Origin of the sequence: Mycolicibacter algericus DSM 45454 (assembly GCF_002086455.1) — a bacterium.
GTDB classification, from domain to species: Bacteria; Actinomycetota; Actinomycetes; order Mycobacteriales; family Mycobacteriaceae; genus Mycobacterium; species Mycobacterium algericum.
Map to the genome: position 1 here is coordinate 1 of NZ_MVHC01000037.1, position 13,340 is coordinate 13,340.

Sequence of the window (13,340 nt, forward strand, 5' to 3'; positions counted from 1 at the left end):
CCACTACATCCTGCGATCCCTGATCCACTCCGGCCAACTTCAAGACCGGATCAACGCACTCTGAAACCGGAAGAGCCTCGAAACCGACAACCGGGTCGCCGAAATCTCCAAATTGGAGGGGTCCGCGCCGCTCTTGTCTTTGAGCATCTTGCTGATTTCGTCGTCCTGCTTCTTCTCATCCTGCTCGATGAAATCCTTGCACCGGGTGTCGCCGCCGGTATTCATCACCTTCGACGCCGAGCACCCACTGGACAACAGCACACCCACGGCCATGGCCGCAACCGCAACGTATTTCATCATTTTTTCTCGCCCCTTACGCCTCGCGGCCGAACAGGCGCAGCAGCCACAGCAGGATGATTGCGCCCAGGATTGCAGTGAACAATGTGAACCACCAACCTCCGCTCGCCGTGTCGACGACGAAGCTGAGCAGAAAACCGCCGATCAGAGCGCCGACAACACCCACGACAATGTCGGTGAGCAGGCCATACTTCGACTTCATGACGATGCCCGCGATCCAGCCGGCAATAGCACCGATAATGATGTAGCCGATCCATCCGACACTGGTCAATGTTGTAGAGCGGGCCAGGAACTCGGTTGCCGCCACTGGGTCCATGGTGATCTCCTTTACAGCGCCCTCAACACGCCGTCTTACTCGACCGCGCGGAGAATCAATACCCGTTCTGAACGGTTATAAACGGCCGTCTCCCACGCTTGATCAACTGGCGCCCGCTGCGATCACCTCATTGACCTCGGCCGCCCGGTCGGCCATCTCGGCCTGCGCCTTATCCAGGGCCTCGGCCTGATCCTCGTCGGCCCTCATCAACGCCTCGATGTCGAAGGCGGCCATGTCGAGCACCCCCATGTCCCGGAAGGCCTTCTGCACCTTGGTGCCCCACAACCCGATGTCTTTGACGATCGGCACAATACGGCTGAACAGATGTGAACGGAACTGGATCATCAACGGGGATGCGTCGACCCATGCGGCGCACGCCTCGACGTCCATACCGAGGGTCTCGAAGACTTCCTCGCCGCGGAATCGGTCCCGCATCAGGTAGCAGGCATCCACCACGAACTCTTCACGGTCGTCCCGCTCGGACTCAGTCAGCTGTGAGTAGTAGTCCTTCAGCGAGATTCGGCCGAAAGCGACGTGCCTGGCCTCATCCTGCATGACGTAGGCCAGCACCTGCTTGGCCAGCGAACCCGGCGCTGACATGTCCCGCAACACTCCGAAGGCGGCCAGAGCGAGTCCTTCGATGAGTACCTGCATGCCCAGATAGGGCATGTCCCAACGGGAGTCACGCAGGGTGTCGTCAAGCAGTGCGGTCAGGTGCTTGTTGATCGGATAGACCATGTCGACCTTCTCCTGCAGGAACCTCGAGAATGCCTCGACGTGCCGAGCCTCGTCCATGGTCTGCGTCGCCGCGTAGAACTTCGCGTCCAGGTCCGGGACGACGTCGACGATCTTGGCCGCGCACACCATCGCGCCCTGCTCCCCGTGCAGGAACTGTGAGAGCTGCCAGGCTTGGAAATGCTGGCGCATCTCGGCGCGGCGTGCGTCGTCCGCGGCGTCCCACATCGGGCTGCCGAACAGTGGGTGGAAATCGTCGGGTAGCCCAACCGGGTTCAACGGGTCGACGTCTTGGGTCCAGTCGATACGCGACTGAGCGTCCCACTGCTTGTCCTTGCCCTTCTGGTACAGGGACAGCAGGCGGGCCCTGCCGTCGTCGTACTCCCATGTGAAGCGCGCGTCGCCGGCGTTAGGAACCTGCCACGCGTACGGTACGGGCACCTCGGTGTACTTGTCCTTGGTGGTCATGAGCTGCCGCCTTCTTCCCCGGTGCGACCGGTGGACTATGACGTGTATCACACTGCGCCGCGTCTGGCGGCGCGTCAAGCCTTGGGGCGGGGCGGGCTCGCTCAGGGAGAAGATTCGCACTCACGGGTCCGCTTCGCAACGTTTCTTGTGCCCGGACACGCTGCACTGATCGAGGCGACGAAAACGCCCCCGGCCCATCAGGACCGGGGGCGCCTTCGTCGGAACCACCTAGTGGGCGTGCCCGTGATGCCCGTGAGCGTCGGCGGCCTCCTCGACCGGCTTGTCCACGACGGCCGTCTCAGTGGTCAGCACCATGCGTGCCACCGAGGCGGCGTTGAGCACCGCCGACCGGGTCACCTTGACCGGGTCGACGATCCCGTCGGCAGCCAGGTCGCCGTAGGTCAGCGTCGCGGCGTTGAAACCCTGACCGGCCGGCAGCTCGGCGACCTTGCTGGCCACCACCGCGCCGTCGACGCCGGCGTTGCTGGCGATCCAGTACAGCGGTGCGCTCAGCGCGGCCGCGAACACCTCCACGCCCAGCTTCTCGTCACCGCTGAGCGAGGACGCCAGCTTCGACAGCGCCCCGCGGGCCTGGATCAGCGCGGTACCGCCGCCGGTGATGATGCCCTCCTCGACGGCGGCCTTGGCCGCCGCCACCGCGTCCTCGACCCGGTGCTTGCGCTCCTTGAGGGCCGTCTCGGTGGCCGCGCCGACCTTGATCACCGCCACGCCGCCGGCCAGCTTGGCCAGCCGCTCCTCGAGCTTCTCGCGGTCCCAGTCGGAGTCGGTCGCCTCGATCTCGGCGCGCAGCTGCTTGACGCGAGCGGCGATCGCCTCGGCGGTACCGGCGCCGTCAACGATCACGGTGTCATCCTTGGACACCACCACCCGGCGCGCCGTACCCAGCACGTCCAGGCCGGCCTCCCGCAGCGTCAGGCCGACGTCGGGGTTGATCACCTGGGCGCCGGTGACGATCGCGAGGTCCTCCAGGAACGCGTTGCGCCGGTCGCCGAAGTACGGCGCCTTGACCGCCACGGCCTTCAGCGTCTTGCGGATCGCGTTGACCACCAACGTCGACAGCGGCTCGCCCTCGACGTCCTCGGCGATGATCACCAGCGGCTTGCCCGCCTCGACGACCTTCTCCAGCAGCGGCAGCAGGTCGGGCAGCGAGCTGACCTTGTCGCGGTGCAGCAGGATCAGCGCATCCTCCAGGACGGCCTCCTGCGAGTCGAAATCGGTGACGAAGTAGGCCGACAGGAAACCCTTGTCGAAGCCGACGCCGTCGGTGATCTGCAGTTCGGTGGACAGCGTCGAGGACTCCTCCACGCTGACCACGCCGTCACTGCCGACCTTGGTCATCGCCTCGCCGACCATTTCACCGATCTCCTCGTCGCGCGAGGAGACGTTGGCCACCTGCGCGATCGACTCCTTGCCGGCGACCGGGGTCGCCGCGGCCAGCAGCGCCTCGGATACCGCGTCGGCGGCCTTGGCGATACCGGCGCCCAGCGCGATCGGGTTGGCGCCGGCCGCGACGTTGCGCAGCCCGCCGGAGATGATGGCCTGGGCCAGCACAGTGGCGGTGGTGGTGCCGTCGCCGGCCACGTCGTTGGTCTTGGTGGCCACCGACTTCACCAACTGGGCGCCGAGGTTCTCGAACGGGTCCTCCAGGTCGACCTCACGGGCCACCGTGACGCCGTCCATGGTCACCGTCGGGCCGCCGAACGACTTGGCCAGCACCACGGCGCGGCCGCGCGGGCCCAGCGTGACCCGGACCGCGTCGGCCAGTTTGTCGACGCCGGTCTCCAAGGCCCGGCGGGCGGCCTCGTCGAACTCAATCTGCTTGCTCACGAATGTCAACCCTTTCCCGTCACGCGTGCCGCCCCGGACATCACCCGTACTACGGGGACCTCCGGGGCGGGCACGGTGTCTGCTTTGGCTACTTGCCGACGATGGCCAGCACGTCGCGCGCGGACAGGATCAGGTACTCCTCGCCGGCGTACTTGATCTCGGTGCCGCCGTACTTGCTGTAGATGACGACGTCGCCTTCCTTGACGTCCAGCGGAATCCGCTTGTCGCCGTCCTCATCCCACCGGCCGGGGCCGACGGCGACGACGGTGCCTTCCTGCGGCTTCTCCTTGGCAGTGTCCGGAATGACCAGACCGGAAGCGGTCGTGGTCTCGGCCTCGTTGGCCTGAACGAGGATCTTGTCCTCGAGTGGCTTGATGTTCACGCTCGCCACGATTGGAGCCCTCCACATTGTCTGGATGCGACCCGGCTCGCTGCCCGGTCGCATCGGAACGTACTTACTTAAGGTGTTCGGCATTCGTGCGAGCCCTCGCGTCGTCGTCGCGGGTGCCGAGCCAGGATTCGTCCGACTGCCACCTAGCACTCTATACACGAGAGTGCTAGCACTCAAGGTGGGGGCGGTGCTTCCTCGGTATCCGGCCTGCTCACCCGCGAACGTGCGCAGAAACGGCAGCTCACCCGGCGTGTCGACCGGGGACGCGCACGCTGGCGCAAACGACCGGCAGGCCCGGATCGGTGGCGACATCGAGCGGCGAGGGCGGCACCCCGGCCGCGATCAGCTGCGCCGCGAACGCCGCGATCATCGCCCCGTTGTCGGTACACAACCGCAGCGGCGGGATCCGCAGCGTCAGGCCCGCCGCCGCGCAGCGCTGCTCGGCCAGCTCCCGCAACCGGGAGTTGGCCGCCACCCCGCCGGCGATCAGCAGCGTCGACACCCCCAGCTCAGTGGCCGCCCGCACCGCCTTGGCCGTCAAGACGTCGGCCACCGACTCCTGGAAGCCGGCCGCCACATCGGCGGGAACGAAGTCGGGATTGGCCTCCACGTAGCGGGCCACCGCGGTTTTCAAGCCCGAGAAGCTGAACGCATACGGGGCGTCGCGCGCACCGGTCATCCCACGCGGGAACACTGGGATCTCCGCGGCCTCCCGGTCGCAAGTGCGGGCCAGCTCGTCGAGCACCCGCCCGCCGGGGTAACCCAGCCCGAGCAGCCGGGCCACCTTGTCGTAGGCCTCCCCCGCGGCGTCGTCGACGGTGCTGCCCAGCTCGACGATCGGCTCCCCCAGCGACCGCACGTGCAGCAGGTGGGTGTGGCCGCCGGAGACCAGCAGGGCCACGCATTCGGGCAACGGCCCGTGGGCATAGACATCGGCCGCCAGATGCCCGCCCAGGTGGTTGACCGCGTAGAACGGCACCCCCCAGGCGGCCGCATAGGCCTTGGCCGCGGCCACGCCCACCAGCAGCGCTCCGGCCAGACCGGGCCCGATGGTGGCAGCCACCGCATCGGGACGCGCCACCCCGGCCGTCTCGAGTGCCCGGCGCATCGTCGGGCCCAGCGCCTCCAGGTGGGCACGTGAGGCGATCTCGGGCACCACCCCGCCGAACCGGGTGTGCTCTTCGACGCTGGAGGCCACCTCGTCGGCCAACAGCGTCAGCGTGCCGTCGGCGGCCAGCCGGGTGATCCCGACACCTGTTTCATCGCAGGAGGACTCGATGGCCAGCACTATTGTCATGAACGGGCCTCCCGCCGCATCATGTAGGCGTCCGCGCCGTTGCGGTAGTAGCGCTTGCGCACACCGGTCTCGACGAAACCGACGTCGCGGTAGAGCCCGATCGCCGCGGTGTTGTCGGTGCGGACCTCCAGGTGCACGACGCCGCCGTCGGCGTAATCCAGTAGGTCGGCCAGCAGCCGCCGTCCGATGCCACGGCCCTGATGAGCCGGGTCCACCCCGATGGTGTGCACCTCGAACTCGAACGGCGGGGTGCGCCCCAGCCGGGCGATCCCGCCGTAGCCGACCAGCCGGTCGCCGAGCCGGGCCGCAACATAGTGGTGGTCGGCCGCGCCGATCGCCCGGCTGAACGCCGCGGGCGGCCATGGGTCGTCGCCGCCGAACAGCTGGGTCTCCAGTTCGGCGCAGCGCGCCGCATCGCTGTCGAGCAGCGCACCGACCACCACCGGCGGCGCCGCAGCATCCCGCGGCTTGGCATCAGGGCGGCGCAGGTACAACGGCACCAGCGGCGCCGGCTCACTGCCCCAATCGCGCACCGCGGCAACCAGTCCCGACGGAGTGGGACAGGCCAGGTCGATCACCGGCAGCCCGAACAGGCCGGCGTGCGCGGGCGAGCCGGCCACCGCCGCGGCGTCGCCGACGTCGACGTCGGCCGGGGCGCTGACTGCCGGGCCGGCTACCCGGACCCCGTCGCGGTAGCGCGCCCAATAAACCTCGCGGCGCCGGGCATCGGTCACCACCAAGGTCGCTCCGGTGGTGCAGACCCCGATCGCGTCGAGGCTGCAGACCCCGTGGACAGCGATCCCCAACGCATGCCCGTAGGCGGCGGCGCTGGCCATCCCGACCCGCAGCCCGGTGAACGGCCCCGGCCCGCAGCCCACCACCACCGCAGTCAGGTCCGTCATGCCCAGCCCCGCATCGGCCAGTGCGGCAAGCACATTGGGGGTGAGCCGCTCGGCGTGCGCGCGCGCATCCAGGGTGACGCGCTCGGCGAGCACGGTGCGCCGCTCCGTCTCATCTAGGGCCACCAAGCCCGCGGTGACCGCTGGTGTGGCGGTGTCGATGGTCAGGATCGCCCCGGTCACGGCGTGTGCCATCGCCAGGTCGCGGTACGGGTGTCGGATTCCGCTGCGCGGTCCAGCCGAACGTCCAGGTGCCGCTCCGAGAGTCGCTCGGCCAGTCCCTCGCCCCACTCCACCACGACGACGGCGTCGTCGAGTTCGGTATCCAGATCCAGCGAGTCCAATTCAGCCAGCAGGTCCAGTCCCGATTCGTCGAGCAGTCGGTAGAGGTCGACGTGGATCATCGCCGGGTCACCGGGCCGGCGGGCCCGATGTTCGCGGGCCAGCACGTATGTCGGCGAGGTGACCGGACCCTCGACGTCCATTGCCGCGGCGATCCCCTTGGCCAGCACCGTCTTTCCGGCGCCGAGCGGACCGGAGAGCACCACGACATCGCCGGCGCGCAACTGCCCACCGAGGCGCGTTCCCAGCGCCACGGTGTCTTCGGCCGTCGCCAGGTGCTGCGTGTCAGCCACTGCGCCCGGCCTTCCGGCGCAGCCGGCGGGTCAGTGTGACCCGGCGGGGGGTGGCGCGCTCCACCAACCGCACCAACGCGTCGTCGATGATGTCGGGTTCCTCCAGCTGCACCAGGTGCCCCGCTCCGGGAACGATCACCAGCTCGCAGTCCCACAGCGCGGCCGCCATGGCCCGTGAGTAGCCGTCCGGGGTGAGCAGATCGCGGTCGCCGCAGGCGACCAGGGTCGGGATCTTGGCCAACGTCTCCAGTGCGGCACTCTCGTCGTGAACCTCCAGTGCGTGCAGGAATCCGACCATGGTGGCCACCGGGGTGGTGTGCATCATCTCCTCGGAGAACGCCACCACGCTCGGGCTGATCTGGTCGGTGCCGTAGGAGGCGGCGCGCAGGATCGGCGCGATCACCCGGCGGGCCGCGCCGCGGCCGCGGTGCACCAGGCCCGGGACGTAGCGCACGGTGAACTGGACCGCCTCCAGGGCCGGGTTGCGCAGGATCTCGCCCAACGGTGATCGGGAAACACCTTTGGCCGCCGAGGAGATCAGTGCCGCGCCCGCTATCCGGTTGCGGTAGCGCTGCGGAAACTGCCGGGCATGCGACAACACGGTCATGCCGCCCATCGAATGCCCAACCAAGACCACCGGTCCGCGCGGCACCGTCGCGGCCAGCACCGCCTCCAGATCCTGACCGAGCCGCGGAACGGTGTAGGTATCCGGCGGGGCGACCGTGGAATCACCGTGGCCGCGTTGGTCGTAGAAGACCATCCGGACCTGGCGGCCCCATTCGGCGGTCAGCCGCGCCCGCTGAAAGTGGAACGAGCCCATCCGCAGGCAGAAACCGTGCGCGAACACCACGGTCAGCGGCGCGTTGCGGGGGCCCACGTCGCGGACCGCCAGTTCGACGCCGTCGTCGGTGACCACCACCGAACTGTGGTCGTGCGCCAGGATCTCGAAATCCTCGGCGGCGTAGGGATCGTCGGCGGTGGTGCGGCGGGTCAGCGAGCGCGCGATGGTGGATCCGGCGATGGTGCCGACGGCGGTCACCCCGGCCGCCCCGGCCAGCCAGCGGCCGGTTCGCAGCCTGGCGCGCCGCCGCTTAACGGCCATCGGACCCGGCCCCCCGGTAGGTTCTGGCGACCCGTCCGCGCGGTGAGTTCACCACCTCGTAGTGGATGGTGCCCAGGGCGTCGGCCCAGTCCTGGGCGATCGGCTCGCCGCCCGTTCCGGGTCCGAACAGGATGACCTCGTCACCCTCGGTCACGTCGACCGGCCCGGGGCCGAGGTCGACGACGAACTGGTCCATGCAGACCCGTCCGACGCTGGGCCGGCGCCGGCCGTTGATCAGCACGTCGAACCGGCCGCTCAGCGGGCGGAACACGCCGTCGGCGTAGCCCATCGGGACCAGCGCCAGCGTGGTGTCTGCCGCGGCGGTCCAGGTATGCCCGTAAGAGACCGCCTCGCCGGCCTTGATCGAGCGGACCAGCACCACAATGGATTTCAGCGTCATGGCGGGGACCAGGCCCATGTCGCCACGCTCGGGCAGCGGACTGAGCCCGTAGACGGCGATACCGGGCCGCACCATGTCGAAGGCCAGGTCCGGCCGGGTCATCACCCCGGCAGAATTCGCGAGGTGGGCCACCTCGAACGTCAGGCCCTTATCGCGGGCCAGCGCGAGCATATCGGAGAACCGTTGCGCTTGAACGTTGTTCACCGGGTTGTCGGCTTCATCAGCGCAGGCCAGGTGCGACATCAGCCCCCGCACCCGGATCGCGTCGTCGGCGACAGCGCGGCGCAGCGCACCCAGCAGCTCGGGGTAGCCGGCGGCGCCGATGCCGTTGCGGTTCATACCGGTGTCGGCCTTGACCGTCACCGTGGCGGTGCGCCCGGTGCGGGCCACGGCGTCGAGCAACTCCTCGAGCTGCCGCACCGAGGAGACCGCGATCTGCACGTCGGCGGTCAGGGCGGGCGCGAAGTCGGTGTCGGGGCCCTGCAGCCACGCCAGGACCGGGGCGGCGATGCCGGCCGCCCGCAACGCCAGCGCCTCGTCGACGGTGGCGACCCCGAGTTCGGCTGCTCCGGCCGCTAATGCCGCTCTCGCCACCTGGGCGGCGCCGTGGCCGTAGCCGTCGGCTTTGACCACGGCCATCACCTCGGCGGCGCCGGCCTGGTCAGACAGCACCCGCACGTTGTGCGCGATGGCATCCAGGTCCACCAGGGCTTCGCCGAGCAGGCCGGCTGTTCGGGATGTGGCAGTCATGTCGGTCTCGATTGTCCCAGAACCCACCGGATGCCCCGGTGACCGCGCCGAGTGAGCGGTTTGGTCGCGAAAACGACCGATTCCGGTGCCAAAACGCTCACTCGACCGACGGCGGCCTGTGAATGGACGTCGACACCGGACCGGCGACGGATGCCACGCTGCGGTGATGCAAGCACCACGCGGGCCGATCCTGGCGTCCGAGGCGCTGGCTCGCCGCGCGGTGACCCGCGCCGAACTGCGCCGCGACTACGTCGGCATCTATCCGGGCGTGTGGGTGCCACGCGAGATGCAACTCACGGCGCGCGACCGGGCCTACGCCGCGTGGCTGTGGTCGCGCCGCCGAGGTGTGCTCGCCGGGCTGTCGGCGTCGGCGGTGCTCGGCGCGAAGTGGATCGATGGCGACGCGCCCGCCGAGCTGGTGCACAGCAATCGACGAGCACCGCCGCTGCTGACGGTGCACACCGACACTCTGCTGCCCGGCGAGGTGCAGATGGTTCGCGGCCTACCGGTGACGACGGCCGCCCGCACCGCCTTCGACCTGGGCAGACGTTTGCTGACCACCGAGGGCGTGCAGCGCGTCGACGCGCTCATGAACGCCACCGATCTCAAGGTGGTGGACATCGCGGCGGTGGCCGACGCGCACCGGGGCGCCCGAGGCCTGCAGCAGCTGAATACCACGCTGCGCCATGTCGACGGCGGGTCCGAATCGCCGTATGAGTCGCTTACCCGGCTGCGCCTCGTACAAGCCGGTTTCCCGCCACCACAGACTCAAGTACCGGTGCACGACGCCCATGGCAACGTCGGCGCTCGCATCGACATGGGTTGGGAGGAATACCTCGTCGGCGCCGACTTCGAGGGCGCCCACCATTGGCTTGACCCCAAGCAGCGGGAACGTGATGCCGAGCGTTACAACTTCATCGCCGAGGCCGGCTGGATCGACATCCGGTTGACGTCCCGCACGCTGCACCTACGCCCCGAAACCTTCCTGGCGCGGGTCGCGGCGGCGTTGATCAGCCGGGGCTGCCCGACCACCTGGTGACCGGCCCGCCGAGTGTGCGGTATGGGCGCCGAATTCGCGATTTTGCGACCTAAAACGCACACTCGGCGGTGCGGACGACCGGTCAGTGGGCGAAGTGCTGCTGGTCGTCGAAATGCCCGCCCGGTTTGACCCGGTCCAGGGCGGTCACCGCCTTGAGGGTGTCGTCGAAGAGGGCCCGGGCGAGATCCGCCGAGAGCCCCTCACGCACCACCACGCGCAGCACGGCGACGTCCTCGGCGCCCTCGGGCATGGTGTAGGCCGGCACCTGCCAGCCGAAGGTGCGCAGCTCGTGGGAGACGTCGAACTCGGTGTAGCCGCGATCACCGGCGAGGCGGCACGACACCACCGGGATCGCTGACCCGTCCGAGATCACCTCGAAGTGCTCCGAAGCGGCCAGCTGATGCGACAGCCAGCGGGCGGTGTCGGACAGCGTGCGCATCACCTCGGTGTAGCCGTTGCGGCCGAGCCGCAGGAAGTTGTAGTACTGGCCGACGACCTGGTTGCCCGGCCGGGAGAAGTTCAGCGTGAAGGTGGGCATATCCCCACCGAGGTAGTTCACCCGGAACACCAGTTCCTCGGGCAGATACTCGGCACTGCGCCACACCACGAACCCGATACCGGGGTAGGTGAGGCCATACTTGTGGCCACTGACGTTGATCGACACCACCCGCGGCAGCCGGAAGTCCCACTTGAGGTCCGGGTGCAGAAACGGCACCACGAATCCGCCACTCGCCGCGTCGACGTGCACCGGCACGTCGGGACCGCCGCCGGCGGCCAGCTTGTCGAGCGCGGCACAGATCGCCTCGACGGGTTCCAGTTCGCCGGTGTAGGTGGTGCCCAGGATCGCCACCACCCCGATGGTGTTCTCGTCGACGGCATCGACGACCTGCTCCGGGGTGATCACGTAGCGACCCTGCGCCATCGGCAGGTAGCGGGGCTCGACGTCGAAGTAGCGGCAGAACTTCTCCCACACCACCTGGACGTTGGAGCCCATCACCAGGTTGGGCGTGCGCCCCTGCCAATCGCCGACCTTGGCGCGCCAGCGCCACTTGAGCGCCAGCCCGCCGAGCATCACCGCCTCGGACGAGCCGACGGTGGACACCCCGATGGCGCTGGCCGGGTCGTCGTCGCGCAGGTTCTCGGCGTGGAACAGGTCGGCGACCATGGACACGCAGCGCTGCTCGATGGCCGCGGTGGCCGGATACTCGTCCTTGTCGATCATGTTCTTGTCGAACGACTCCGCCATCAGCGCCGACGCCTCAGGGTCCATCCAGGTGGTGACGAAGGTGGCCAGGTTCAGCCGCGAACTACCGTCGAGCATCAGCTCGTCGTGGATGAAGCGGTAGGCGGCCTGCGGCTCCATCGATTCGTCGGGCATCCGCAACGCCGGGACCGGTGAGGTGAACAATCGCCCGGTATAGGCCGGGGCGATGGTGTGTGCGGGGACGGACGGGTGGGAATGGGTCACAGCGACTCCTCTTCTCATAGCTCGGCCAGAGCGGTGCGGATGTGGGCCAAGATGCGCGACGCCGACGTGGGGGTGTCGCCGGGTCCGGGGTCGGCGGCCGAGGCCGCGGCCGCCCGGGTGTGCACGAACGCGGCGGCCGCGGCGGCCTGGGCAGCGGGCAGGCCCGAGGCCAGCAGTGCGCCGATCATCCCGGACAACACGTCCCCGGAGCCGGCGGTGGCCGCCCAGGATCCGCCCGACGGGTTGAGATAGACCGGGCCGCGCCCATACGGCGGTCCCGGTGTCGGCTCTCCTCCGTCGAGCCTCGCCGAACCGCCGGCCGGATCGGCGACGACGGTGACGTTGCCCTTCAGCAGCACGGTGGCCCCGAACTTCTCGGCGAGGGCCCGGGCCGCGCCGACCCGGTCGTCGCCGGGCGGGTGCCCGGCCAGCCGGGCGAACTCCCCGGCGTGCGGGGTGAGCACGGTGGGTGCGGCTCGGTCGGCCACCAGCGACGGGTGGGCGGCCAGGATGGTCAGCGCGTCGGCGTCGACGATCACCGGCACGTCGGTGCCGAGCGCGAACCACAGCGCGGCGGCGCCGGCCTCGTCGGTACCCAGGCCCGGTCCCACCACCCAGGCCTGCACCCGGCCGGCGGCGGCGGGGCTGGGCGCGGCCACCACCTCGGGCCAGTGCGAAACCACTTCGGCGGCAGCACTTCCGGCGTAGCGCACCATGCCGGAGGTGGCGGCCACCGCCGCGCCGGCACACAGGATCGCCGCGCCCGGGTAGGTCGCCGAGCCGGCCAGGACTCCCGTGACGCCCTGGGTGTACTTGTCGTCGCGCGGCCCGGGCGCCGGCCAGCACGCCTCGACGTCCGCGGCTTCCAGCGAGCGGGTGTCGGTGGCCGGCAATTCCAGGCCGATGTCGATGAGCTCGACCCGCCCGCACTGTCCCAGCGCGTGTACGGGTTTGAGGCCGCCGAAGGTGACGGTAAGCGCGGCGCGCACCGCGGGGCCCTCGGCAGCCCCGGTGTGCGGGTCCAGGCCACTGGGAATGTCGACGGCCACCACCGGGATGCCCGCGTCCTGCACCGCGGCGAAAACTTCGGCGGCATTCGGGCGAAGCGCACCCCGTCCGGAGATCCCGACCACCCCGTCGATCACCAGATCCGTTGCGGGCGGCACCGTATCGACGATCCGGCCACCGGCCCGCCTGAATGCCGCCAGACCCTTGGCGTGCGCGCGCTCCGGGTTGAGCAGGATCGCACTGGCCGCCGCGCCGCGCCGGCGCAGCAGCGTGGCGGCCCACAGCGCGTCACCCCCGTTGTCTCCGGAGCCGACTACCGCGCACAGGCTGCGGCCGGCCACCCCGCCGGTGCGACCGGTCAGTTCCCGGGCGATCGCGGTGGCGAGGCCGAATGCGGCCCGGCGCATCAAGACCCCGTCGGGCAGGGTCGCCAGCAGCGGCGCTTCGGCGGCGCGGATCACCTCGACGGTGTAATAGTGCCGCACGGCCCCGTCCTCGCCCTTCCTCGTCCGTCCTGGTCCGTTCTCGTCTGTCCTCGTCCTGGCCAGGCTAGTTGCCCGGGCCGGACGGGGCGGGTCAATGGGTAACAGGCCCCCGGTGCCGACTCTTGATCAGCCACGATGGCTCAAGTATCGTCCGAATCAATTTCGCGACGCACAGTAGCGGATCGATGCAGTCTGTTGGAAA

The 13,340-nt window shown here is 69.4% G+C and carries 13 protein-coding genes; 1 reads left to right on the forward strand and 12 read right to left on the reverse strand.

Annotated elements, in window-relative coordinates; all coding sequences use genetic code 11:
- Positions 1–39 precede the first annotated feature (39 nt).
- The 10 genes from BST10_RS20065 to alr form a co-directional block, all read right to left on the reverse strand.
- On the reverse strand, positions 40–300 hold the full coding sequence (locus BST10_RS20065) for a hypothetical protein (protein WP_083040221.1): 261 nt from the start codon (positions 298–300) through the stop codon (positions 40–42).
- A gap of 13 nt (positions 301–313) precedes the next feature.
- A complete protein-coding gene (locus BST10_RS20070) occupies positions 314–613 on the reverse strand; it encodes a GlsB/YeaQ/YmgE family stress response membrane protein (protein WP_013830164.1) in 300 nt (99 codons plus the stop codon).
- A gap of 102 nt (positions 614–715) precedes the next feature.
- Entirely contained in the window at positions 716–1,816 is a 1,101-nt protein-coding gene (locus BST10_RS20075) for a ferritin-like domain-containing protein (RefSeq protein ID WP_083040223.1), read from the reverse strand.
- 228 nt (positions 1,817–2,044) lie between these two features.
- Positions 2,045–3,664 (reverse strand): chaperonin GroEL, encoded by a 1,620-nt coding sequence (groL, locus tag BST10_RS20080; protein WP_013830166.1) that lies wholly within the window; start codon positions 3,662–3,664, stop codon positions 2,045–2,047.
- An 88-nt stretch (positions 3,665–3,752) separates the two neighbouring features.
- Positions 3,753–4,055 carry a co-chaperone GroES gene (groES, locus tag BST10_RS20085; RefSeq protein ID WP_019736720.1) on the reverse strand — a complete coding sequence of 101 codons (303 nt, stop codon included), beginning with the start codon at positions 4,053–4,055 and terminating at the stop codon, positions 3,753–3,755.
- A gap of 241 nt (positions 4,056–4,296) precedes the next feature.
- Positions 4,297–5,352 carry a tRNA (adenosine(37)-N6)-threonylcarbamoyltransferase complex transferase subunit TsaD gene (gene tsaD, locus BST10_RS20090; RefSeq protein WP_083040225.1) on the reverse strand — a complete coding sequence of 352 codons (1,056 nt, stop codon included), beginning with the start codon at positions 5,350–5,352 and terminating at the stop codon, positions 4,297–4,299.
- Positions 5,349–6,446, reverse strand: a complete 1,098-nt coding sequence (gene tsaB / locus BST10_RS20095; protein ID WP_083040227.1) for a tRNA (adenosine(37)-N6)-threonylcarbamoyltransferase complex dimerization subunit type 1 TsaB — start codon at positions 6,444–6,446, stop codon at positions 5,349–5,351. Before tsaB ends, tsaD begins: the two co-directional genes overlap by 4 nt.
- The gene (gene tsaE / locus BST10_RS20100) at positions 6,431–6,886 is read right to left on the reverse strand and encodes a tRNA (adenosine(37)-N6)-threonylcarbamoyltransferase complex ATPase subunit type 1 TsaE (RefSeq protein WP_013830170.1); all 456 of its coding nucleotides are present in this window, start codon (positions 6,884–6,886) and stop codon (positions 6,431–6,433) included. The genes tsaB and tsaE overlap by 16 nt, the downstream gene beginning before the upstream one ends.
- A complete protein-coding gene (locus tag BST10_RS20105; protein WP_083040228.1) occupies positions 6,879–7,988 on the reverse strand; it encodes an alpha/beta fold hydrolase in 1,110 nt (369 codons plus the stop codon). The genes tsaE and BST10_RS20105 overlap by 8 nt, the downstream gene beginning before the upstream one ends.
- Positions 7,978–9,138 (reverse strand): alanine racemase, encoded by a 1,161-nt coding sequence (gene alr / locus BST10_RS20110; protein ID WP_109559597.1) that lies wholly within the window; start codon positions 9,136–9,138, stop codon positions 7,978–7,980. Before alr ends, BST10_RS20105 begins: the two co-directional genes overlap by 11 nt.
- A 166-nt stretch (positions 9,139–9,304) precedes the next feature.
- Here alr and BST10_RS20115 point away from each other — a divergent pair, with 166 nt between their 5' ends.
- A complete protein-coding gene (locus BST10_RS20115; protein ID WP_083040230.1) occupies positions 9,305–10,177 on the forward strand; it encodes a hypothetical protein in 873 nt (290 codons plus the stop codon).
- An 82-nt stretch (positions 10,178–10,259) separates the two neighbouring features.
- On the opposite strand, the gene gad is transcribed toward BST10_RS20115, so the two are convergent.
- A complete protein-coding gene (gad, locus tag BST10_RS20120) occupies positions 10,260–11,645 on the reverse strand; it encodes a glutamate decarboxylase (RefSeq protein ID WP_083040231.1) in 1,386 nt (461 codons plus the stop codon).
- 14 nt (positions 11,646–11,659) lie between these two features.
- Positions 11,660–13,138 carry a bifunctional ADP-dependent NAD(P)H-hydrate dehydratase/NAD(P)H-hydrate epimerase gene (locus tag BST10_RS20125; protein ID WP_083040233.1) on the reverse strand — a complete coding sequence of 493 codons (1,479 nt, stop codon included), beginning with the start codon at positions 13,136–13,138 and terminating at the stop codon, positions 11,660–11,662.
- Positions 13,139–13,340: the final 202 nt, after the last annotated feature.